The sequence below is a fragment of the Rhodospirillales bacterium genome (genome assembly GCA_016872535.1).
In the GTDB taxonomy this organism is placed as follows: Bacteria; Pseudomonadota; Alphaproteobacteria; order Rhodospirillales; family 2-12-FULL-67-15; genus 2-12-FULL-67-15.
The window spans coordinates 1-21973 of sequence record VGZQ01000034.1; the positions used below are offsets into that span (position 1 = coordinate 1).

Sequence of the window (21973 nt, forward strand, 5' to 3'; positions counted from 1 at the left end):
GATCCCGCCCAGCGCCGCAAGGCGGAGTTCTACCTGCGCCTGATCGCGGACGCGCTCGCGCCGACCAATTTTCCCTCCACGAACCCGAAGGTGCAACGCGCGATCGCGGCCGAAAAGGGCGCGAATCTGGTTCGCGGCCTCGACCATTTCCTCGGCGATCTGGAAAAGGGCGAAGGGCGGCTTCGGATTTCGATGACCGACACCGCGGCGTTTCGCCTCGGCGAGAACATCGCGGCGACACCGGGCAAGGTGGTGGCACGCAACGACCTGATGGAACTGATCCAATACGAGCCGTTGACCGCCGACGTCGCCAAACGCCCGCTCCTGGTGGTGCCGCCGTGGATCAACAAGTACTACGTGCTTGATCTGCAGCCGAAGAATTCGTTTCTGCGCTGGACGGTGGAGCAGGGTCAGACGGTGTTCGTCATATCCTGGGTCAACCCCGACGCGTCGCTCGCCCACAAGAGTTTCGACGATTACCTGCGCGAGGGCCCGCTCGCGGCCATGGACGCGATCGCCAAGGCGACCGGGGAAAAAGACGTCAACCTTGTCGGCTATTGCATTGGCGGCACCCTCGCGGCGTCGACCGCGGCGTGGTTGGCGGCGAAGAAAGATCGCCGGCTTGCCTCGCTGACGCTGCTCACCACCATGCTCGATTTTACCGACGCGGGCGAACTCGCCGTCTTCATCGACGAGGATCAACTCGCTCGGCTCGACGCGCACATGGACCGCAAGGGCTATCTCGACGGCCATCAAATGGCGCGGGTGTTCAATCTGATGCGCGACAACGACCTGATATGGTCTTTCGTAATCAACAATTATTTCTTGGGGCGCGAACCGCCGCCGTTCGACTTGCTCTATTGGAACGCCGACAGCACCCGCATGCCGGCGATGATGCACAAGTTCTATCTGCGCAAGATGTACCTGGAGAACAAACTGATCGAGCCCGGCGCATTGACGTTGGCGGGTGTTCCGCTCGATCTCGGCCGCATCCAAATTCCGACTTACGTGCTGGCGACGCGCGAAGACCACATCGCGCCGTGGAAGTCTGTTTACGCCGCGACTCGCGTGCTGGGCGGCCCGGTCCGCTTCGCGCTTGCCGCATCCGGCCATATCGCCGGGGTCATCAATCCGCCAGCCGCGAACAAGTACGGCTTCTGGCTGAACACGCAGACGCCGAAAACCCCCGAAGCCTGGCTCGCGGGCGCGACCGCGCACGACGGCTCGTGGTGGACCGATTGGATGCGCTGGCTCGGCGAGTTCGCGGACGGCCGCCACCCCGCGCGCATTCCGGGCAAGGACGGGCTCGAGGCCCTCGGGCCGGCGCCCGGCGACTACGTCAAGACGCGGGCCTGAGGCCGGCGCAATGCAATCCCCGCGCGATCGCGACGAGGCGATGGAACTTGTAGCCGCGATCGGCCGCGATTTCGCCTCGACGCTCGACATTGACCAAACGCTCGGCGCCGCGCTGCGTCGCATCGCCAGCCACGTCGAGGCCGAGGCCGGCGCGCTTTTCATGCTCGATCCGAGCGGGACGAAATTGCGCTGCCATGCCTCGGTCGGGCCGGTCGATATCGTCGGGCTGACCATCGCCGCCGACCAGGGCATTGCCGGCCGCGCGGTCAGCTGCAACGCCTGCGAAATCGTCCGCGACGTCAGCCGCGATCCCCAGTTCAATCGTTCGGTCGACGCGAAGACCGGGTTCACCACGCGCTCGATCCTATGTGCGCCGCTCAGCGTCAAGGACGAGCGCATCGGCGCGATCCAGCTCGTCAACAAGCGCGGCGGTGACGGCCTGTTCGACGACGACGATTTGCACCTACTCGAGGCGCTGGCATCCTCAGCCGCGCTCGCCATCCTGAATGCGCGCATGGCGGCCGAACTGGTCGAACAGGAGCGCGTCCGGCGCGAACTCGAGCTGGCCGCCGAAATTCAACGTTCGCTGTTGCCCGAGGCGCCGGCCGATGACTTTCCGGTTCACGGAATCAATCATCCCGCTCGCACCGTTTCGGGCGACTTCTACGATTTCTTTCCGCTGCCCGACGGGCGCATCTGCTTCGCCCTCGGCGACGTGTCCGGCAAGGGGATCAACGCCGCGCTTTTGATGGCCAAGGCGGCAAGTCTGTTCCGCTGCCTCGGCAAAACCATTCATCAGCCGGGCCGGTTGCTGGCCCGGATCAACGCCGAAATCGCCGAAACCGCGACGCTAGGCATGTTCATCACCATGATCGTCGGCATCTACGATCCGCGCACCGGATTGGTCCGGTTCAGCAACGCCGGGCACGAGCCGCTCCAACTCCATTCGCCCGACGGAACGTTCGTCGAATTCGCGGCGGAAATGCCCCCGGTCGGCGTCGTTCCCGGCGAGCCGGACGAGTCGTTCCCCGAGGTCGCGGTTCCGCTCGGCGGAGGGGCGCTGTATGCGTTCACTGACGGTGTGACCGAGGGCTACGTCGATTCCGGCCGAGAACTCGGCCTCGACGGCTTGAAGGCGATGTTGACCCGCGCACCGTCCGAATCCGTCCAACGGCGGATTTCACGGGTGGCGGAGTCCCTGACCGGTTCGCAGGCGGTCCTGCGCGACGACGTTACCCTGCTGGCCGTCGACGACCGCGTCGCCGCCGCCCGACGCGCCGACCGGTCTTCGCCCGCGTCGGCGGAACTTGATGCCGAGGCCATCACGGTCCTGAGTCTGCGAACCCCGGCGGTGGCCGACCGGCTGCGTCTGATACGGGCGGTGGTCGGCGAGGCCAGTCGCTTGGCGGGCTGTTCCGACGGCGTCGCCAAGGACGTGACGCTGGCCGTCGACGAAGCCTGTCAAAACATCATTCGCCACGCCTACAAAGACATCCCCGACGGCGAGATCGTCGTTGAAATCATCCGCGATGGTAAAAAATTAATCTTATTTCTCAAAGACTTCGCGCCCACGATCGATCCCAACACCGTTCGTCCGAGAAATCTTGAAGATATTCGGCCGGGCGGGCTTGGCACCCATCTAATACGGGAGATAATGGACGAGGTCGCATTTCTGGACCCGCCGTCGAACGGGGGCAACGTGCTGCGACTGGCGAAGCGGATTGCTTGAGGGAAGAGGAGGATCGGATGAAGCACCGTGTGACGGAGAACGACGGGACGCTCGTCGTCGCCTTCGAAGGCGACGTCGACCTCAAGACGTCACCGGAAGCGCGCAAGGTGCTGCTTGAGACCGTTGCCCGCCACCTGCCGATAATTGTCGACCTCTCGGGCGTGCAGTACATCGACAGTTCCGGCGTCGCTTCGTTGATCGAGGCCTATCAAAAGGCGCGCAAGACCGGCCAGAAATTTGCCTTGGCGGCGGTAAGCGATAGCGCGTTGCGCGTTCTCAACCTCGCGCGCATGGACAAGGTCTTCACCATTTGCCCGAGCGTGGCCGACGGCCTCGCCAAGGTTCGTTGATCTTTCGCATGCCCGGCGATTCCGCCACGTCGTCGTTCGCCACCCGGGTCGAGAAAATCGGCCGCTCGGTCGTCACCGCGATCGAGGAAGTCGGCACCGCCGGGTCGCTGGTGGTCGAAAGCCTCTATTGGCTGGTGATGGGTCGCCGGCTGCGCCAGCCGGTCCGGCTGCCGTCGATCTTCCAGCAGATGATGGAGATCGGTATCCAGGCGATTCCGATCATCGGGCTGATGGCGGCAACCATCGGCATCATGCTGGCGATCCAGGGGATCCATACGCTCCGCATTTTCGGCGCGGAAACGCGCGTGACCATCGGCATCGCGCTCTCGATGACCCGCGAATTCGCGCCGCTGATCACCGGCATCCTGGTCGCCGGGCGATCCGGCTCGGCGCTCGCCGCGCGCATCGGCACCATGAAGATCAACCAGGAAATCGACGCTCTCTACGTCATGGGCATCAACCCGGTTCGTTTCCTGGTGGTGCCGGCGCTGCTCGGCACCGTAGTCATGGTGCCGTGCCTGACTTTCTTCAGCGACGTGGTCGGCTTGTTCGCCGCCGGCCTCTACGTCAACGCCGAACTCGGCATATCCCTGGCCGGGTATTTTGACGAGGTGAAGGAGATACTGTCGACCGATGACTTGATGCACGGGCTCGCGAAAAGCGCGTTGTTTGCCGTTTTGATCGCGGTCATCGGCGTGGTCAACGGCGCGGCGGTGACCGGCGGCGCCGAGGGAGTCGGACGGGTGACGACCCGCGCCGTGGTTCAGTCCATTTCCGCGATCGTGGTCACCGACATGGTGTTCGCTTTCGTCGTGACCCGTTGACGCCGCGCCCCGCCATGAACCCGAACATCAATACCGACGTCAAGCTGATCGAGGTCGACAACCTCGTGACCCACTACGGCAAGCGCATGATCCTCAAGGGCGTCAGCATGGACGTGCGCGAGGGCGAGATCATGGCCATCATGGGCGGCTCCGGCTCGGGCAAAAGCACCTTGTTGCGCCACCTGATGGCGCTCGAACGGCAGACCTCGGGCTTAATCCGCATTCTGGGGGAAGACGTTGCCCAACTCGGCCCGCGCGAGCTGGTGGAGTTGCGCAAGAAGACCGGCGTCGCCTTCCAAGGGGGCGCCCTGTTCAGTTCCATGACCGTCGGCGAGAACATTATGCTGCCGCTCTACGAGCACACCGACCTCGATCGCAAGACCATGGAAATCATGGCGCGCATGAAGCTCGAAGTCGTCAACCTGGCCGGATTCGAGAACCTGATGCCGTCCGAACTGTCGGGCGGCATGATCAAGCGCGCGGCAATGGCGCGCGCCATCGTCATGGACCCGAAGATCCTGTTCTGCGACGAACCCTCGGCCGGGCTCGATCCGGTGGTTTCCTCGGCGCTCGACGATCTGATCCTGCGTCTGCGCGATGCCATGCGCATGAGCGTGGTGGTCGTGACTCACGAGCTGGAAAGCGTATTTAAGATCGCCGACCGCGTCACCGTGCTCGACCAAGGCAAGATTTTGTTTATCGGCACGGTCGCGGAGCTGCGGGCACATCCGAGCGAGCGCATCCAGAACCTGCTCAACCGCCGGCCCGAGGACGCGGACCTCGACGTCGACGCCTATCTCACCCGCCTGACCGGCGAATCCGCCACCGGGACAGCCACCTTATGAAAGCAAGCCGTATCAACTACTTCGCGGTCGGGTTGTTCGTGATCGCCTCGATCGTCGGTCTGGTGGTGGCGATCGCTGTGCTCAGCGGGCGAACGGGCGCGACCGATCCCTATTATGCAATCTACCGCAACGTCACCGGCGTCAAGTTCGGAACCCAAGTGATGTACGAAGGCTATCCCATCGGTCAGGTCGAAACCGTGACCCCGGTTCCCGAGGCCGGCCGCATGACCTTTCGCGTCGATTTCGCCGTCCGCCAGGGCTGGCGCATTCCCGAGGACAGCGTCGCGACCATCGCCGCGCCGGGCTTGCTTGCGGCCATCACCATCAGCATCCAGGCGGGCCAATCGGCGAACGCGCTCAAGCCCGGCGGCCAGGTCAAAAGCCAGGAAGCGGCCAACATCATGGCGGTGGTGTCGTCGGTGGCGGGCGATCTCGGCCAGCTCGCCGAACAGAGCGTCAAGCCGCTGCTCGCCAACCTCAATCAAGTGACGACCGAAGTGCTTGCGATCCTCGAAAAGGACGGCAAGGGTCTGGTGCGCAACGCCGCCGCCATGATCGAGGATATCAACGCACGGGTTCCGGTCATCGCCGGCAACATTCAGGATTTCACCGACCGGATGAAAAAGAACAGCGAAGAAATCAGCGCGCTGCTCTCGCCCGAGAACCGCGAAAAGCTCGAGCGTACCATCGTCAACCTCGACAAGGCGGCTCATGAACTGGACCAGCTCGCCGCGCTCTCGCGCGGGTTGGTCGCCGACAATCGCGCCGACGTGCGCTACGTGATCGAATCGATCACGCGCCACGTCGATTCGATCAATCAAAACCTGGAGGGCGCGGCGCGCAACATGTTCGAATTCAGCCGCCAGATCCGACAGAATCCGGGCCTGTTGATGGGCGGTACGCCGCCCAAGGACACGGCGCCCGCGCGCTGAGGAGCGATTCCCGATGACATCCATCTTCCGACCGGCGCTGTTGTTGGCCTTCGCGCTCGCGGCCTGCGCCCAACCCGAGGTTCCGGCCGACAGCTATTATCGGCTTCAGGCGGCACCGCCGGCGCCGAGGGCGACACCGCTCCTCAAGGGTACGATCGAGGTCAACCGCTTCAGCGCCGACGGCCTCGTCGCCGGGCGGCCGATCGTCTACACCGAGCCCGACCAGCCGCACCGGGTGCGGGAATACAACTACCATTTTTGGATCGAGCCGCCGCCGGTTCTTCTGCGCGACCAACTGGTCGCCTTTCTGCGCGCCGGACGCATCGCCGACATGGTAACGACGCCGGAGGTGCGCGCCTCGGCCAATTACGTGCTGACCGGGCGGATCATTCGCCTCGAAAAGGTCGAGGGCACGAGCCCGCAAGGCGTGCTGGAAGTCGAGCTTGCGGTGCGCCGCGCCGACGGCCGCCTCGTCCTGCTCGAGGTCTACAAGGCAAGTGTTGCCGCCGACAACAATTCGGTCGAGGCGGCGGTGCGGGCGCTCAACAAGGCGCTCGATGCGGCCTACGCCCAGTTCGTCGCCGATCTCGCGCGCAAGTGAACGCCCGGCGTCCTACCATTCCCGATTCCGGAAAGATCGTTCGTCTGACCATCGAAGGTCTGGGCGGCCTCGGCGACGGCATCGGGCGCCGTGAAGGCGTGCCGGTCTACGTGCCGCTCACGGCACCCGGCGACGTGGCCGACGTGCTGATCGGTAGCCCTCGTGGCGACGGGGTCGCGGGACGCCTGATGACGTTGGTCAAACCGGGCGCGGATCGCCGGCTTCCGCCGTGCCCCCATTACGGCGAATGCGGCGGCTGCGCGGTTCAGCACTTGGTCCCCGAAGCCTACGCCCGCTGGAAAGGCGGCCTCGTCGGCGACGCGCTCGCGCGCCAGGGAGTGACGGCCAAGATCGATCCAATGCTATCGCCGGCACCCGACGATCCGGCCGCGCTTCGCCGCCGCGCGACATTCGCCGCCGAAGCGCGCGAGGGCGCGGTCGCGACCGGATTCAACGCTCGCGCCACGCGGCGCATTGTTCCGATTGCGAACTGCCTGCTGTTGACGGAAAGGCTCAACCGGCTTCTACCGGCGTTGCCGGAGTTGATGGGCGCGTTTCTGGCGGCGGGCGAGCGCGGCCAGGCCGCGGCGACCGACGTGGACGGCGCGCTCGACGTGTTAGCGGTCGCCGCGCGCGAGCCGGGCGCACGCGCGCGTGCGCGCATCGCCGACTTGGCCACCCGCCACGGCGTGGCGCGCGTTTCCTGGCGTGACGCCGATTCCGGCGCCCCTCCCGAAACCGTGGTCCAGCGTGCCCCCTGCCGGTTCATCCTCGGCGGCGCGGAGATGGAATTTCCCCCGGGCGGCTTTCTCCAGCCGAGCGCCTGGGGCGAGATGACCCTGCAACGGCTGGTGGTCGAAGGTATGGGGCGCGCGCGTCGCGTCGCCGATCTCTTCGCCGGGATCGGCACGTTTTCGCTGCCGTTGGCCTTGGACCCCGACAATATGCGCCGGAAGGTCGCCGCATTCGAGCGCGAGCCGGGACTCGCCGAAGCGCTGCGCCGAGGCGCTAACCGCGCCTGTCTCGCCGGCCGGCTCTCGGTCACGGGCCGCGACCTCGATCGCCGCCCGCTGCTTGCGGACGAACTCGGCGATTTTGATGCGGTCGTGCTCGATCCGCCCCGCACCGGGGCCAAGGCGCAATGCCAGATCCTCGCTCGCGTCCGAGGCCTGCGTCGCCTCGTGATGGTGTCGTGCAACCCCGCCACTTTTGCGCGCGACGCCCGAATTTTGGCGGACGGCAGCTGGACGCTCGAGCGGGCGACGCCGGTCGATCAGTTCCTCTATTCCGCGCATCTGGAGCTGGTGGCGATTTTTTCCAGACTCAATTGATCGCCGGAGCGGGTTCCGCCAGATGGCGGAACAGGCCGGGATCGCGGATAACCAGGACGCGGTGTTCAAACGCGATCAGGCCCTGGCGCCGCCACCGGCCGAGCTGTTTGTTGACGCTTTCGCGCGACATGCCGATCAACTGGCCGAGATCGCGCTGGCTGAGCCGACATTCGATCCGGAGGCCCTCTGGCGACGACCGGCCGTGATGATCGGCAAGCTGCAGCAGGCTGCGCGCGAGCCGGGGCGCGAGGCCGAGCGCCGAATCCTCCACCTTCTGGCCGGTGCGCCGGAGGCGCGCGCACAACGTCGTCATCAGCCGGATGGCGATGTCGGGATGGCCGGCGAGAAAAGGAATGAAGTCGCGCCGGTCGATGAACAGGATTTCGCACGCGTCGAGGGCGGTGGCATCGACCGAGCGCGCTTGGCCGTCGAGCAGCGCGATCTCGCCGAAAATTTCGCCGGGCTTGACGATGCCGAAGGCAAGCTCGCGCCCGCTCGCGGCGCGGGCCCCCAGTTTCACATGCCCGGCCAGCACCGCCATCATGCCGTTGCCGTAGTCGCCCTTGCGCCAGACCACCTCGCGCGCGGCGTAGCGGGTGACGCGGGCGAGCGCGAGCACCTTGTCGAGTTCGCCCGCCGTCAGGTTCGCGAACAGGAAATTGCGGGCGATCAGGGCGCGCCGGGATTCCCAACTGCCGTGTTGCACCGCGTTCTCCTCCGCCTTTCGCACCCGCACAACGGGCGCCGGTCAATACCTTGAAAAACCTGGTTCCGGCCGACGCCAACGGAACGACGCTATTTTAGCGGAATTTCGCGAATTGTGAACCGCTTCACACACGGCGCCAGAGTCTTCATTTACCGTCGGTCCCAAGCCGGGCCTATCCGGCGAGGGATGGGGAGAGCACATGGCCAGCGAAACGAACGTTGCGACCGCGACCGCGCCTTCGGGCACGGCGGGTCCTTTCGACTTTATTGCCGAAAACATCCGCAAGGCGGGCGGCAATCCGAAACGAGTCCTGATCGGGTTTTTCGCCGCGTGGATCGCGTTCGCGCTGATCCTCTGGGTGCTGCCCGCGCCCAAGGGACTGAGCAAGGAGGGCATGGCGGTCCTCGCTATCGTCGTGTGGGCGAGCGTGATGTGGGTTACCGAGGCGATGCCGGTCGGTATCACCGGCATGGGCATCCCGACGCTACTGATCATGACCAAGGCGTTTCCCTGGGACAAGGGCAATCCGCCGCTACGCGACGCGCTTTCGGGCTTCGTCGGCCCGGTCGTCTGGCTCTGCCTGTTCGCCTTCCTGGTTGCGGCAATCATGCAGCTCCTGAAGCTCGACCGGCGGATCGCACTCGCCATCCTCGATTGGATCAAGGCCAACAACGTCGGTCGCGTGATCTGGGGTTTCTTTTACGTCAATATCGTTCTTTCTTTCCTGATTCCGGCGGCGAACGCGCGCGCCGCGACGCTGCTGCCGGTAATCAACGGCATCTGCGATCTCTTGGGCGACTCGGATCGCGAGAAGGACGCCAAGAAGGCGATCGTCATCCAGGCGATGGTCTACGGCTCGATGATCTGCGGCGTGTTCATCATGACCGCGCACCTGCCCAACCTGATTATGGTCGATCTGTTCGAGAAAGCTGGATTTCGAATCGGCTACCTGCAATGGGCACTGCTGCAGTTCCCGTATCTCGGCATGTTCGCTCTGACTCAGATGTGGGTGCGTTACCACTTTAAGACCGGCGGCGTCGAGGTCGCCGGCGGCCACGCCCGCATCCATGCCATGCACCGGGATCTCGGTCCGATGAGCCGCGCCGAATGGACGCTGCTCATCCTGTTCGGGATTGTGGCGCTCGCCTTCCTGTTCGGGCGTGGCAATCCGATTTACGAATTGCATCGCCTGCCGCTCGGCGTCATCGGCCTGATCGGGATGCTGATCCTGTTCATTCCCGGCCTGTTCCCATTCACTTGGCGCCAAGTCCAGGCCAACACTATGTGGGGCACCTTCCTTCTGCTCGGCGGCGCCATCACCATGACCAGCGCCATGACCAAGTCGGGGTTGGCCAAGTGGTTCGCCGACGGCATCCAGGGCACCGTCGCCGGGATGCCGTGGTGGGGCGTGCTGTTGGTGTTAATGCTCGGGACTCACGTCATCCGTATCGGCATGCTCTCCAACGTCGCCGCTATCGCCATGCTGGCGCCGATCATCTTCGCCATGGCGCCCAAGCTCGATCTGCATCCGGTCGCCTTGACGTTGCTGGTGTGCGACACCGACACCTTCGCCTACATCCTGCCGACGCAGATCACGGCGGCGGTCATCGCCTACGGCACCGATAGGTTTTCGACCACCGACTATGCCAAGGTCGGATGGTTATCCATCCTGATCGCGATCGCCTACGGCATCGTGGTCATGGCGCCGTGGTATGCGCTGCTCGGCATTCCGGTGTGGAATCCGAAAGCCCCCTGGCCGTTCTGAGTCTCGATCTCGTCCGTTCCGCCCCGCCCGCGCCCTCTTGGCGCGGGCGGAAAGCGGGACCATCGTCCCGGCTCGTTGCCCAAGGAGTAGCCCATGAAAAAAATGACCGATGCCGAACTGAAGAAGAGGCTCGGCAACTACATCGCGCCCAAGGGGCTTTACGCCAAGACCAAGGATATGCCGTTCCTCGGGCGGGTTTCGTGCAACGTCGAAAAGGTCGTCGCCGGGTCGTGGCAGGAAATCGTCATCGACTACGAATTGGGCGCCTCGGGCATGGCCGACGGCTCCTGGTTCAAGGCGACCTTCAAGTTCTATTCCGACTGGGCGCTGTTTCAGACCACCGATCCCAAGGGTGCCAACTACGTCAGCGCCGAATACCACGCGGGCCCCTTGGTCGAGGGGCAAAGCCCGGCCACGGTGCAATACCTGAAAGTTCGTTTCGACCAGAAGGGACACGAGCGCCCATTCCAGAAGGCGGTGATCGTCGACACTTTCGACGGCTTCCTCAAGGCGGGCGACCACATCGTCATCCGTCTCGGCGACCGGCGGTTCGGCGGTCCCGGCACCCGGGTGCAGACCTTCGTCGAGGAGAATTTCCGCTTCCGCTGCTACGTCGATCCGCTCGGCACCTCGCGCTTCGCCGCCATCCAGCCCGATCTCATGATCCCGGTCGTTCCCGGCGCGCCGGCGCAGCTGCAATGGGCGGGCTCGCGCGCCGTCCGCACGCGCGAGCCATTTCCGCTCCGGGTGCGGGCCGAGGACGAATGGGGCAACACCTGCTGGAATTCGCCCGAGGAAATCGAGATCGCCGCCACCCTCGACGGCAAGCCGATCTACGAAAAGAAAACCAGGCTTGCGGGCAAGGGTTGGGCGGTGCTCAGGCTTGACGACCTGCCCTCGGCCAAGGCGGGCGAACTTGCCGTCACCGCGCGCCTGCCCGGCCATCCTTGGGTCAAACCGAAGACATTCTACGTCACGGTCGACACGGATCTACCCGCGCCGCGCGTCTATTACTGCGATCTGCACGTCCATTCCGAGGACACCATCGGCACCAACTCGACCACCTACAACCTGACCTACGGCCGCGACGTTTCGGGACTCGACGTGCTGGCTTTCGCCCACAACGATTTCAACATCACCACCGAACGCTGGAAAAAGACGGTCGAGTTGATCCGCGAGATCAACGAGCCGGGCCGCTTCGTCGCCTTTCCCGGCACCGAATGGTGCGGATCATCCTGCGCCGGCGGCGACCACAACGTGGTCTTTCTGCACGACGGCGAGCCGGAATTCCCGTTTCTCAAGAGCGGCGAACACGTCCGCTCGGTCGAATGGAACGAGGACATGCGCTCGGCGGAAGTGACTCCCGGCGCCTGGCCGCTGGAGGAGTTATGGGCGGCTTATGCCAAAGACCCGGAGGGGCATCTCTTGATCCCGCACGTCGGCGGGCGGCGTTGCATCCTCGATTGGCATTATCCGACGCTGGAAAAACTGATCGAGATCGGCTCGAGCTGGGGCCACTTCGGCTGGCTCTATCAGGAAGCGATGGAGCGCGGCTACAAGATCGGCGCCAGCATGGCCGGCGACGAGCATCGCGGCCGCTGCGGCGGCGGCGTGCCGGGCACGGCGGTGTTCGGCACCAAAGGCGGCATCGCCGGCCTGATCGCGCCCAAGCTGGACCGCAAGTCGGTCGGCCGGGCGCTGCGTGCGCGCCATACTTTCGCCGCCACCGGCGAGCGGACCTTTGGTTTGCTCGCGTGCGGCAAACATCTGATGGGCGATGAGTTCATGCACCGAGGTCAAGCGACGCTCGATTACCGCTTCCTCGGCGATGCCGGCTGGGACGAAATCGTCGCTTATGACCACACCGGCCCCTTCTGGCGGCGCGACTTGCAGAAGGAACTGGGCTTGAGCCCGCGCAAAATCCGCTTTCGCTGGGGCGGCGCGCGCATCAAGGACCGTTACCGCTGGGCGGCGTGGAAAGGGACCATCACCGTCACCGACGCGGTGATCAATGATTTCGCCGGGCGCGGCTTCGAGCACCTGGAGGAAACCTGCTGGCGCGAATCGGCGACCACCGTCGGCTTCAGGAGCGATACCTACGGCGACGTGGACGCGATTGAGCTCGACGTCTCCCACCTCGCCACCGCCAAGATCCGCGTCGCCGGCACGATCGACGGTTACGTCAAGGTCGGCGATCCCCTGAAGGGCAACCCATTCGTTCATTGTCCTACATTCGAATGGGAAGTTAGCGGGGCCGAACTGCTCGCGGGTACCCGTCTTGCCAAGCATCTGCCCGGGGTCGAGATGTTCCTCGCTTTCGAGCGCATGAGCGAAAAACTCGCGCCGCGCGACGTTTCCGGCCGGCTTACGGTCGATCCGGTCAACGGTCCGCACGGCCACCGCCCGGTCTACCTTTTCGCCCGCCAAGTGGACGACGCCAAGGTCTGGACGTCGGCCTTGTTCATCAACTTCAAGAAACGCTGACGCGGACGATCCGGCACGCTATAACTCGGGGCCATGACCACTCCGGCATTCTCGACTGCGGCTTCGGCGCTGGCCGTGCCCGGCCCCATGGTTCTGACCTCGCTCGGCCATTGCGGCACCCATTGGGTCGCGGCGGTGATGCTGACCGTGATGCCGTTCATCGCCACCGACCTTGGCCTCAGCTACACCGAGGTCGGATTCCTGCTCTCGGTCTTCTACGTCAGCTCGGCGGCGGCCAACCTGCCGTCGGGCATCGTCGTCGACGTCACCGGACGGCGCGTGTTGTTCCAGGCGGTGGCGCTGGTGGTCGGCGCGCTCGGGCTCGCCGCATTCGTGGTGGCGGAGTCGTCGGTCGCGCTCGCCGCCGCGATCGCGGTGATCGGCATCACCAACATGCTGTGGCACCCGGCGGCGATTTCGTACCTGTCGCTGGTCTATCCGGCCCGGCGCGGCTATGCGCTCGCCATCCATTCGCTCGGGGCGAACTTGGGCGACGCGCTCGGGCCGTTTGCCGCCGGTGCGATGCTCGCCGCCTTGAGCTGGAAGACAACGTCGTTCTTCAACGCGATCCCGGTTTTGCTCTCGGCCGCGTTGATCTTCTTCCTGCTCAACCGCTCGCACGCGACCCAACCGGCGCCGCACGTGGACACCGGGGGCGTGCGCCAATATCTCGCCGGGATGGCCGCGCTGCTCAAGCGCCGCGCCATCTGGCTTTTGGCCCTGCTGTCGGGATTCCGCAGCATGACCCAGTACGGGCTGCTGGCGTTCCTGCCGCTCTACCTTACCCACGATCTGAAAGTTGGTCCGTTCTGGATGGGACTGACACTCGCCGTGCTGCAGATCGGCGGCATTATCGCCGCGCCGATCGCGGGCGCGCTGTCCGACCGGGTCGGTCGGCGCCCGATCGTGCTGATGGGCCTTGGTGCCACCACGGTCATCATCGCCGGGCTCACCTTCGTCACCTCGATCCCGCTTTACGTCGCGGGCGTCGCGTTTCTCGGCTTTTTCATGTACGCGCTGCGCCCGGTGATCCACGGCTGGATGATGGACATGGCGCCGAAGGAACTGGGCGGCTCGGTCACCAGCCTGGTGTTCGGCGCCCAATCGGGTTTGGCGGCATTGATGCCGCTGATCGGCGGCGCGCTCGCCGATCTCTACGGACTGATTTCGGTGTTCTATTTCCTCGCCGCCTCGGTGCTCGCCGCGAACGTGCTGACCCTGTTCGTGCCCAAGGAAGAAGGCGACGTGCCTATCCGGCCATCAGGGTCTTGAAATCCGTTCGCCACGCTATGGCCGCGAAGCAAAGGACGAGCACGGCAAGAGCGGCGTAATAGCGCCGGGCGTATTTGCGCGCCAAGGGCGACGCGATCTTGAGCGGCGGCGGCGCGAGCAGCGAGGGGAAGCCGGTTTCCTTGACGCCGTCGTCGTGCTCCAGGAAATGGCGCACCAACAGCCGGTAATAGACCAGGGCGTAGACGTCGGCGATCAGGACGGCGCCGATGACGTAGTCCATCGGGCGCTCCGCTCCGGGCTCGTCACATCCCGAGGGCGCGGAGGTAGGTTTCGAGCACCGCTTCCTGCTCGTCGCGCGCGCTTTTGTCGAGCTTGCGCAGGCGCATCACCTGGCGCATGACCTTGACGTCGAACCCGGCGCCCTTGGCCTCGGAATAGACCTCGCGGATGTCGCCGGCGAGCGCGGCTTTTTCCTCTTCCAGCCGCTCGATCCGCTCGACGAACGATCTCAGCCTTTCGGCGGACACGCCTCGCACCGATGTCATGATGTTCTCCCCGTTGCGCGCGCGACCATAGCCGCGCCCCCGCAACGGCACAAGCCGGGGCGGCACTTGTCCACAGGAAAGATTCAGCCGAAAGACTCGATGCGGTGCAGATCGGCGCGGCCGATCAGCTTTTCGACCACGTCCGCGAGTCGCTCGCCCCAGGCGTGCGCGGCTTCCGGTTCCATGACCAGGTCCTGGCGCACCTCGATGCCGGCGTGGGCCAACCCGGCCGCGCCCGCGTGGACATCGAGGGTGTAAAAGAGCGTGCGGCCGGAATAGGGCTCGTTGTCGCCGACCACGATGTCGCCCAGCGCCGAGAGTCGATCGATCAGCGCGCGCGCGAGCCTTCCATCCCGGTTCCAGAGAATCCCCGCCTGCCAGCGCCGGTCTTCGCCGCCGAGGCGGGGGGTGAACGAGTGGACCGCGAGCACCATCGGCGGGACTCCGCGCCGCTTCACGGCCGCGATCCGTTCGGCCACCGCCTCATGGTAGGGCCGAAACAGCGCCGCGAGACGGGATTCGCGCGCGTCCCTGTCAAGCGCGCGGTTGCCGGGCACGGCGATGTCGTCGCTTGTTTCCACGATCGAGGTCGGATGCTCCGGCGGACGGTTAAGGTCGATCACCAGGCGCGAATAATTGGCAAGCACGGCGGGGGCATCGAGGCGAGCGGACATCGTGCGAGTCATGATCTCGGCGCCGATATCGGAGGCGACGTGAAGGCCGAGCGCCACCTCGTCGAGCCCGAGGGTGCCGAGCGCCTTAGGAATCCGGTTGCTGGCATGGTCGCAAACCAGCAGGATCGGCGCGCGGCCGTCCGGATTCAGGACCTCGAAGGGGGGCGGCTCGTCCGGCCGGAGCAGGGGAGCGGGGGCCGGGGACCGCGACGAAGAACTCATGATCGGAACTCTATACAGGATCGTCACCGGCGCGGGAACGGGGAACGCGGACAAGGGCCGCCTGGCTCTCGTCCTGCTACTCGCGGGCGCGGCGTGTATCGCGTTTTCGCCGATCTTTGTTCGTCTAAGTGAAACGGGACCGACCGCGACGGCGTTCTGGCGCTGCGCGCTCGCGGTTCCGGCGCTTTATATCTGGCTCCATTATGGAGCGGCGGCGGGCATGCCCGCACACAAGGCTCGGTTGACGCGCCGCGATTTCGCGATCCTCGCCTTGGCCGGAGCGCTGTTCGCGGGCGACCTCGGCGCCTGGCACTTGTCGATCATGTTCACCTCGGTCGCCAACGCGACACTGCTCGCCAATGTCGCTCCGCTGTTCGTGACCTTGGGCGCATTCCTCCTGTTCCGGGAACGGTTCAGCCGGCTCTTTTTATTCGGCCTCGCGCTTGCGATGGGGGGTGCGGGGATTCTCATGGGCGATAGCCTGACGCTGTCGCCGGCGACGTTCCGGGGCGATCTTTTGGGCGTGCTGACCGCGGTCTTTTACGCGAGCTATATCCTGGCCGTCGGTCGTCTGCGCGCCCGGCTCTCGACCCGCACGGTGATGTTCTGGGCGACGCTGGCGAGCGCGATCCTGTTGTGGCCGGCGGCGCTCGTGTCCGGCGAGGCGATCCTGCCCACGAGCGCGCTCGGCTGGCTCGATCTCATCGCCCTCGCGCTCGTTTCGCAGGTGATCGGCACCGGGTTGATCGCCTACGCCCTGGCGCACCTGCCGGCGGCGTTCTCTTCGGTCGGCCTGTTGCTCCAGCCGGTGCTGGCGGCGGCGCTCGCCTGGATCCTGTTCGGCGAATCGCTGGGCGCGATGCAGGGCCTGGGTGGGCTCGGCGTTCTTTTCGGAATCGCGCTCGCGCGCAAGGGCAGCCGGGCGGCGAAGGAGCCATGATGTCGGGTTCGGACAAGGCCGATCCTCCGCCCCCCGCCTGGCGCGGCTGGCTGATGTGGGCTTTCGGTGCGGCCTACTTCGCGTACAACTACGTCCATCGCGTGGGGCCGAGCGTGATGATTCCGGACCTGATGCGCGACTTCGCCATCGGCGCGGCGATGGTCGGCAATCTGTCGGCGCTCTATTTCTACAGCTACATCGCGGTCCAGATTCCGGGCGGCATCCTGCTCGAACGCCTGGGGCCGCGCGCGGTCCTTGCGGGCGGCGCGACCCTGTGCGGGGCGGGGTGTATTTTGTTCGGCGCGGCGCCATCGCTCGCGGCCGCCCTGGTCGGGCGATTCTTGATCGGCGCCGGCGTCGGCGTCGCTTTCGTCTCCACCCTCAAGATCGCGACCCTGTGGCTGCCCGCGAACCGGTTCGCATTGGCGAGCGGCTTGACGGTCACCTGCGGCATGCTGGGCGGGATCGTCGGCCAGGCGCCGCTCGCGGCCGCGGTCGCGGCGTTCGGCTGGCGGACGACGAGCTTCGCGGTCGGGGCGGTGGCGTTCATTTTTGCCGTTGTCGTCGCGCTCGCGGCCGGCGGTCGCCCCGGTGCGGCCGTGCCCCCGGCGTCCGCCGGCGGAGCGGCCTCGGGCCTCGCCGGTTTCGGCGCCGTGCTGGCGAACCCGAGATATTGGCTGCTCGCCTTCGCCGGCTTCGCCATGAGCGCACCGCTGCTCGCCTTCGCCGGCCTGTGGGCGGTGCCCTACTTCATGGAGGGGTACGGCCTGGCGCGCCCGGCGGCGGCCGCGACCGTTTCGATCGTTCTCGTCGGCTGGGCGGTGGGCGCGCCGCTGCACGGGTGGCTTGCGGACCGGTTGGGGCGCTGGCGGGAGCAACTGCTGGCCGCCAATGTGCTCGCGCTCGCGAGCTTCGCCGCGCTCGTCTACCTCCCCGAGGTGCCGTTGCCGGTCGTGCAAGCGCTTCTGTTCGTCAATGGCGTCGCTTGCAGCGGCTTGCCGCTCGTTTACATGGCGGTCAAGGCGATCGTTCCGCGCGCCGTCGGCCCGGCGCTCGCCTTCGTCAACGCCTTCACCGTTGCCCCCGGCGCGGTGTTGCAGCCCGTGGTGGGCGCTCTTCTCGACCTTGCCTGGGATGGCCGGCTGGTCGAGGGCGCCCGGGTTTATTCGGCCGAGGCCTTTCGATTCGCGTTTCTCTCGTTCGTCGCGACCGGGACGCTCGGGGTGGTCCTGGCCGTTTGCGCGCGCGAGACGCGCGCCGTCGGAAGGCAGTGACGTCGGGGAATGATGCCAAGCGGACCTTGGGAGGTTCCGGCGTTCAATCGGGCCCGATCCGGAACGTCAGCGAGGCCCAGTAGCTGCGCCATGGGACGTCGGGTTCCGCCGTCGAGGGAATCATGTGGACGGAATCGATCAGGTAGCTGCCATTCGACACGACCGGAACCAGAACAATTCCGTTCGCGTCGGTATGCAGCTTCACGGTTTGAACGGCGTCAGTACTATCGCGGCGAAAGATTGTCGCCTGCGCCTGGGCCAACGGTTTGCCCCGCCACAACAATTGCACGGGAAGGACGGCATTGGCCCCCGGAGATAAAGCGAACGGATCCGCTTTCGCGACCCACTCCAACGGCATGCCGCTCGGCGCATCCTGCCGGTCCGCCTTTTTCCCGCTCCCGCGCAATACCAGCGCCTTTGCGCACCGGGTATAGACTTCCGTAAACCCGGTTTCCCCCAGGCCGCGCGCCTGATGGGACCGCCAAATGTGATCGAGACCCTTCTCGAACAGATAATCCCGAAATTTACCGGCTTCGGCGAAGACCAGGCGCTCCGGCACCGACTCGTAGAACAGGACTTGAAGGCCCGGCGTGCGAACCTTTTCGTCGATGGCGGGTTCGTCTCCCGCAGCCCCTGTCAGCGGCCGTTTTCCCTTCGCGTCCACGATGCCCGCCATGACGGTTTCGGCGGGGATGTAGGGAAACTGATTGCCTTTGAAATATTGGCCGTTTTTGATGTGGGCAGCGATCCGTTCGGAAGGCACCGCGCGAAAAACAAGCGGCTCGATCCAAACCTCGTGCGCCGCCGCCGGCGCGGCGAGCGACAGAACGACCAACGCCGTCAACGACTTCCGGACCATGCCCAACCTTGCAACGCGCTTCGGTGCGGCTAATATGCCGCTCGAAATGAAAAGTACCATGCGGACATGCCTTTCGGAAAGCGCGCGCCGCGTCGCCGTCGTTGCCGGCATCGTTTTTCTTTTGGGCGTGTTCGTGGGACCGATTCGCGCTTCAGCGCATGAGTTACGGCCCGCCATCGCGGAGCTGTTTTTCGAAGGTGGGACGTATCGAGTCTCCGTACGACTCAATCTCGAGGCGTTCCTGGCCGGCGTCGACCCGCTGCATCGCGATACCAAGGATTCGCCGGTCTCCATAGCTTATGACCGATTGCGCGCCTTGCCGCCGGACGCTCTCGGTGCGGCGTTCGCGGCCAAACGGGAAGAATTCGTCCAGGCGGTTTCCGTCTTTGCCGGAAACACCCGGCTTCCGTCAGCGGTGCTGAGCCTGGACGTCCCGCCGGTCGGCGATCTCGATCTGGCGCGCCAGTCGACCGTCGTCCTGGGAGGAGACGTCCCGGCCGCCGCGGACGCCCTGGTTTTGTCGTGGAAGGAGTCCTTCGGCCCGGTCGCGATTCGCCTGCGCGCGGCCCCCGGCCCCGACGGTAAACCCGGAGAGGTCGTCCAGTCCGCCTATTTGAAGGGTGGAACGCCAAGCCCGCCGTTTCCGATCGTCTTCGCGCCGAAGCAAGCCGCAACCGACGTCTTCGCCGAGTACGTCGTCGTCGGTTTCCAGCACATTCTTCCTTTGGGCCTCGATCACATATTGTTCGTGGTTGGGCTCTTTCTGCTTTCGCCGCGCCTGGGGCCGCTGCTGTGGCAGGTGACCAGCTTCACCGTCGCGCACACGATGACGCTGGCGCTCGGCATGCTCGGCATCGTCGCCATTTCGCCGGCGATCGTCGAGCCGTTGATCGCCGCGTCGATCGTTTACGTCGGCGTGGAGAACGTTCTCACGAGCAAGCTCCATCGCTGGCGGCCGGTCGTCGTGTTCGGTTTCGGTTTGCTGCATGGTCTGGGGTTCGCCGGGGTCCTCAAGGAGTTCGGCCTCGCCACGGACCATTTCGTGACCGGATTGATCGCGTTCAATATCGGCGTCGAATTGGGCCAGCTCGCGGTGATCGCGATCTGCTATCTGGTCGCCGGCCTGTGGTTCGGCCATAAAGCGTGGTACCGGCGTTTTGTGACGATGCCGGCGTCCGTCGTGGTCGCGTTGGTCGGCGCGTGGTGGTGTTTCGAACGCGTGTGGGGCTAGCGTCGGATGTCTTGATGGGGGCGCTGGTGCCGCCGGAGTGAATTGAACACTCGACCCCACCCTTACCAAGGAACTCAAAAATCGACTCGCGCTCATACACAATTAACATTAATGAGCAAGAATTCTCTCAATGATCGATTTCATGCCTGGCGGCTGAACCCCATCGGCCCTCATACGGTCGAGCAATAAATTGCGGAAAACCTGATAAGTCAGTTGCAAGCCCTTCTTGCTCACAAAACGACTTAATATGTCCCTCCCTCTGAAAATTTTTACCCATGTGTTATCCAAGATACTTGCGCTGTATTTATCTCTATACGCTTGTTCGAGCTTAGAGAGTTCATGATGGCTAAGGCTGGTACTGACAAGCTCAGAAAGTCTGTTAAAAGAACGCTCCACAGCCTGTCTCATAAGACCTGATACGTTTTCATTATGAGGCTCCGTTTTAGTATTACGGGATTATCCCCTTTACACCCGTAACAGGGTGGGCTAGTATCCTAGGAATGGAGGATACGGCCATGACTAAGCCCATGAATGTGCAAGACTTTTTCAAGCGTTTCCCGGACGACGATACGTGCCTGGAACACCTGTTCCGCACCCGCTTCGGCCAGACGCTTGATTGCCCTAAGTGCGGCAAGAACGGGAAGTTTCACCGCATCAAGCGCCATCCGGCTTACGAGTGCGCGTGGTGCGGCTACGAGATTTATCCGATGGTCGGCACGCCGTTCGCCAAGTCGCATACCGCTTTGCAGAAGTGGTACTACGCGATCTACCTGTTCACCACGTCGCGGCATGGCGTCCCGGCCAAGGAATTGCAGCGCCAGCTTTCCGTCACCTACAAAACGGCGTGGCGCATGGGCCATGAAATCCGCAAGTACATGGCGAAGGTGGATGGCGATCCGCCTCTGACTGGCCATGTCGAAGTGGACGAGGCTTATATCGGCGGTCGCGTGAAGGGCGGACGGAAGATGGGTATTACCGGACGCGGAGCGAACAAGGCAGTGGTCATGGGCATCCTGGAACGCGGGGGCGAGGTGTTTACCAAGGTTATCCCCGACGCTTCCCGCAAGTCCCTCATTCCGCCGATCTTCCAGCGCATCAAGGCCGGAACGCGCATCAGCACCGACGAATGGCACCCGTATCGCATCCTCGGCAAGATCGGCTACGACCATCGTATGATCAACCACGGGCAGAAGGAATACGCGCGGGGCGATACCCATGTGAACACCATCGAAAGTTTCTGGGCAATCCTCAAGCGGTCGATCCGGGGAACCCATGTTCACGTTTCGCCTAAGCATCTTTCGAAGTACCTCGGCGAGTTCGAGTATCGGTATAACATGCGGAAGGTTCCGGCCCTGATGTTCGACCGGCTTCTGGCGAGCTTCTAGTCATGGCGTCTAGAAGCGCATCAAACCGCCCCGGTTGCGTTTCCTTCGATGGGTGCTCTTTCGCAAATCGGTCAATGCGGCCGGTCTGCCGAGCTTCTTCAAGGCTTAGATGTTTGCCGCGAGACATTTAAGATGCTCCCATAGATTCGGCCGCCGCCCGATCACTACCCCGACCTTTGCGGGAGAGCCATCCAGTAGAATATGAGTGCCAAGTTTTGGGCAAAGACCAATCTTCGACATCAACCGCGTTAACTCATGGTCCATCCACCGAAAGTTTTCGTTATTGTGTTCGGCAGGAGCCCAAACGACCTCAACCCCGGTTTTGTCCTGCCGCAGCATGAAGTCGCCAACCACATAGCCAACGGACCAACCACAATCTTTCGGAAAAGCATCTCTTAAGTTCATCGCAAAAAGACTGCTTTCTTGGTCGCCGCGCATATCAAAAACGTATAGCGGAAACGGCTGTATGATTTTACATGCGTAATCCCTGATGATATTTTTCTGACGAGAGTCTAAATCCCAACCTCGCGCTTGGTCGTAAGCCGAAACGATTGCAATAATGAATAGAAAGACAGACGCACTATAATAAATGCGCTTTTTGGTATTTGTGGCGACGCCGTGCCCAGTCACAGCCGCCACCAACCCCAAGACGGCTGATATAATGGCCACAATTCCGCTGGCCATAGA

General features: G+C 64.2%; 21 protein-coding genes. 15 read left to right on the plus strand and 6 right to left on the minus strand.

Annotation, left to right across the window (positions count from 1 at the left end):
• From phaC to FJ311_08395, 8 genes are all read left to right on the plus strand, one after another.
• A partial coding sequence (phaC, locus tag FJ311_08360) for a class I poly(R)-hydroxyalkanoic acid synthase (protein MBM3951451.1) occupies positions 1-1356 on the plus strand: 1356 nt, incomplete at its 5' end.
• A 10-nt stretch (positions 1357-1366) separates the two neighbouring features.
• Complete coding sequence (locus tag FJ311_08365; GenBank protein MBM3951452.1) at positions 1367-3085, plus strand: GAF domain-containing protein; 1719 nt, start codon at positions 1367-1369, stop codon at positions 3083-3085.
• Between the two features lie 17 nt (positions 3086-3102).
• A complete protein-coding gene (locus FJ311_08370) occupies positions 3103-3435 on the plus strand; it encodes an STAS domain-containing protein (protein ID MBM3951453.1) in 333 nt (110 codons plus the stop codon).
• Positions 3436-3443: 8 nt separating this feature from the next.
• Entirely contained in the window at positions 3444-4259 is an 816-nt protein-coding gene (locus FJ311_08375) for an ABC transporter permease (GenBank protein ID MBM3951454.1), read from the plus strand.
• A gap of 14 nt (positions 4260-4273) precedes the next feature.
• Complete coding sequence (locus FJ311_08380) at positions 4274-5104, plus strand: ABC transporter ATP-binding protein (protein ID MBM3951455.1); 831 nt, start codon at positions 4274-4276, stop codon at positions 5102-5104.
• Positions 5101-6036, plus strand: coding sequence for an MCE family protein (locus FJ311_08385; GenBank protein MBM3951456.1), 936 nt, complete (start codon positions 5101-5103; stop codon positions 6034-6036). Before FJ311_08380 ends, FJ311_08385 begins: the two co-directional genes overlap by 4 nt.
• 13 nt (positions 6037-6049) lie before the next feature.
• On the plus strand, positions 6050-6637 hold the full coding sequence (locus FJ311_08390) for an ABC transporter (protein MBM3951457.1): 588 nt from the start codon (positions 6050-6052) through the stop codon (positions 6635-6637).
• Positions 6634-7968, plus strand: a complete 1335-nt coding sequence (locus FJ311_08395) for a class I SAM-dependent RNA methyltransferase (protein MBM3951458.1) — start codon at positions 6634-6636, stop codon at positions 7966-7968. The genes FJ311_08390 and FJ311_08395 overlap by 4 nt, the downstream gene beginning before the upstream one ends.
• Here the strand turns inward: FJ311_08395 and FJ311_08400 are convergent.
• Positions 7961-8704 (minus strand): Crp/Fnr family transcriptional regulator, encoded by a 744-nt coding sequence (locus tag FJ311_08400; GenBank protein MBM3951459.1) that lies wholly within the window; start codon positions 8702-8704, stop codon positions 7961-7963. The genes FJ311_08395 and FJ311_08400 overlap by 8 nt on opposite strands.
• Positions 8705-8873: 169 nt before the next feature.
• On the opposite strand from FJ311_08400, the gene FJ311_08405 reads away from it, so the two are divergent.
• The 3 genes from FJ311_08405 to FJ311_08415 all read left to right on the plus strand — a co-directional run bounded on the left by FJ311_08405 (position 8874) and on the right by FJ311_08415 (position 14195).
• Positions 8874-10439 (plus strand): DASS family sodium-coupled anion symporter, encoded by a 1566-nt coding sequence (locus tag FJ311_08405; protein MBM3951460.1) that lies wholly within the window; start codon positions 8874-8876, stop codon positions 10437-10439.
• Positions 10440-10532: 93 nt separating this feature from the next.
• Entirely contained in the window at positions 10533-12923 is a 2391-nt protein-coding gene (locus FJ311_08410; protein MBM3951461.1) for a hypothetical protein, read from the plus strand.
• 33 nt (positions 12924-12956) lie between these two features.
• Positions 12957-14195, plus strand: coding sequence for an MFS transporter (locus FJ311_08415; protein MBM3951462.1), 1239 nt, complete (start codon positions 12957-12959; stop codon positions 14193-14195).
• Here the strand turns inward: FJ311_08415 and FJ311_08420 are convergent.
• The 3 genes from FJ311_08420 to FJ311_08430 all read right to left on the minus strand — a co-directional run bounded on the left by FJ311_08420 (position 14173) and on the right by FJ311_08430 (position 15597).
• Positions 14173-14436, minus strand: coding sequence for a hypothetical protein (locus FJ311_08420; GenBank protein MBM3951463.1), 264 nt, complete (start codon positions 14434-14436; stop codon positions 14173-14175). The genes FJ311_08415 and FJ311_08420 overlap by 23 nt on opposite strands.
• Before the next feature lie 22 nt (positions 14437-14458).
• Complete coding sequence (locus FJ311_08425; protein MBM3951464.1) at positions 14459-14701, minus strand: DUF2312 domain-containing protein; 243 nt, start codon at positions 14699-14701, stop codon at positions 14459-14461.
• A gap of 83 nt (positions 14702-14784) precedes the next feature.
• On the minus strand, positions 14785-15597 hold the full coding sequence (locus FJ311_08430) for an N-formylglutamate amidohydrolase (protein ID MBM3951465.1): 813 nt from the start codon (positions 15595-15597) through the stop codon (positions 14785-14787).
• Between FJ311_08430 and FJ311_08435 the strand changes: the two genes are divergently transcribed.
• Complete coding sequence (locus tag FJ311_08435) at positions 15596-16537, plus strand: DMT family transporter (protein ID MBM3951466.1); 942 nt, start codon at positions 15596-15598, stop codon at positions 16535-16537. The genes FJ311_08430 and FJ311_08435 overlap by 2 nt on opposite strands.
• Complete coding sequence (locus tag FJ311_08440) at positions 16534-17811, plus strand: MFS transporter (protein ID MBM3951467.1); 1278 nt, start codon at positions 16534-16536, stop codon at positions 17809-17811. The genes FJ311_08435 and FJ311_08440 overlap by 4 nt, the downstream gene beginning before the upstream one ends.
• Positions 17812-17854: 43 nt before the next feature.
• On the opposite strand, the gene FJ311_08445 is transcribed toward FJ311_08440, so the two are convergent.
• The gene (locus tag FJ311_08445; protein ID MBM3951468.1) at positions 17855-18898 is read right to left on the minus strand and encodes a DUF4198 domain-containing protein; all 1044 of its coding nucleotides are present in this window, start codon (positions 18896-18898) and stop codon (positions 17855-17857) included.
• Between FJ311_08445 and FJ311_08450 the strand changes: the two genes are divergently transcribed.
• Both FJ311_08450 and FJ311_08455 read left to right on the plus strand, forming a co-directional pair.
• Complete coding sequence (locus tag FJ311_08450) at positions 18729-19901, plus strand: HupE/UreJ family protein (GenBank protein MBM3951469.1); 1173 nt, start codon at positions 18729-18731, stop codon at positions 19899-19901. The two genes, FJ311_08445 and FJ311_08450, sit on opposite strands and share 170 nt — an antisense overlap.
• 515 nt (positions 19902-20416) lie before the next feature.
• Entirely contained in the window at positions 20417-21286 is an 870-nt protein-coding gene (locus FJ311_08455; GenBank protein MBM3951470.1) for an IS1595 family transposase, read from the plus strand.
• 105 nt (positions 21287-21391) lie between these two features.
• On the opposite strand, the gene FJ311_08460 is transcribed toward FJ311_08455, so the two are convergent.
• Positions 21392-21970 carry a hypothetical protein gene (locus FJ311_08460; protein ID MBM3951471.1) on the minus strand — a complete coding sequence of 193 codons (579 nt, stop codon included), beginning with the start codon at positions 21968-21970 and terminating at the stop codon, positions 21392-21394.
• Positions 21971-21973: the final 3 nt, after the last annotated feature.

Bases quoted from the DNA above. Each gene is read 5' to 3' on its own strand.
- FJ311_08365 (MBM3951452.1), top strand. From the start codon at position 1,367: ATGCAATCCCCGCGCGATCGCGACGAGGCGATGGAACTTGTAGCCGCG.
- FJ311_08370 (MBM3951453.1), top strand. From the start codon at position 3,103: ATGAAGCACCGTGTGACGGAGAACGACGGGACGCTCGTCGTCGCCTTC.
- FJ311_08375 (MBM3951454.1), top strand. From the start codon at position 3,444: ATGCCCGGCGATTCCGCCACGTCGTCGTTCGCCACCCGGGTCGAGAAA.
- FJ311_08380 (MBM3951455.1), top strand. From the start codon at position 4,274: ATGAACCCGAACATCAATACCGACGTCAAGCTGATCGAGGTCGACAAC.
- FJ311_08385 (MBM3951456.1), top strand. From the start codon at position 5,101: ATGAAAGCAAGCCGTATCAACTACTTCGCGGTCGGGTTGTTCGTGATC.
- FJ311_08390 (MBM3951457.1), top strand. From the start codon at position 6,050: ATGACATCCATCTTCCGACCGGCGCTGTTGTTGGCCTTCGCGCTCGCG.
- FJ311_08405 (MBM3951460.1), top strand. From the start codon at position 8,874: ATGGCCAGCGAAACGAACGTTGCGACCGCGACCGCGCCTTCGGGCACG.
- FJ311_08410 (MBM3951461.1), top strand. From the start codon at position 10,533: ATGAAAAAAATGACCGATGCCGAACTGAAGAAGAGGCTCGGCAACTAC.
- FJ311_08415 (MBM3951462.1), top strand. From the start codon at position 12,957: ATGACCACTCCGGCATTCTCGACTGCGGCTTCGGCGCTGGCCGTGCCC.
- FJ311_08420 (MBM3951463.1), bottom strand. From the start codon at position 14,436: ATGGACTACGTCATCGGCGCCGTCCTGATCGCCGACGTCTACGCCCTG.
- FJ311_08425 (MBM3951464.1), bottom strand. From the start codon at position 14,701: ATGACATCGGTGCGAGGCGTGTCCGCCGAAAGGCTGAGATCGTTCGTC.
- FJ311_08435 (MBM3951466.1), top strand. From the start codon at position 15,596: ATGATCGGAACTCTATACAGGATCGTCACCGGCGCGGGAACGGGGAAC.
- FJ311_08430 (MBM3951465.1), bottom strand. From the start codon at position 15,597: ATGAGTTCTTCGTCGCGGTCCCCGGCCCCCGCTCCCCTGCTCCGGCCG.
- FJ311_08440 (MBM3951467.1), top strand. From the start codon at position 16,534: ATGATGTCGGGTTCGGACAAGGCCGATCCTCCGCCCCCCGCCTGGCGC.
- FJ311_08450 (MBM3951469.1), top strand. From the start codon at position 18,729: ATGCGGACATGCCTTTCGGAAAGCGCGCGCCGCGTCGCCGTCGTTGCC.
- FJ311_08455 (MBM3951470.1), top strand. From the start codon at position 20,417: ATGACTAAGCCCATGAATGTGCAAGACTTTTTCAAGCGTTTCCCGGAC.
- FJ311_08460 (MBM3951471.1), bottom strand. From the start codon at position 21,970: ATGGCCAGCGGAATTGTGGCCATTATATCAGCCGTCTTGGGGTTGGTG.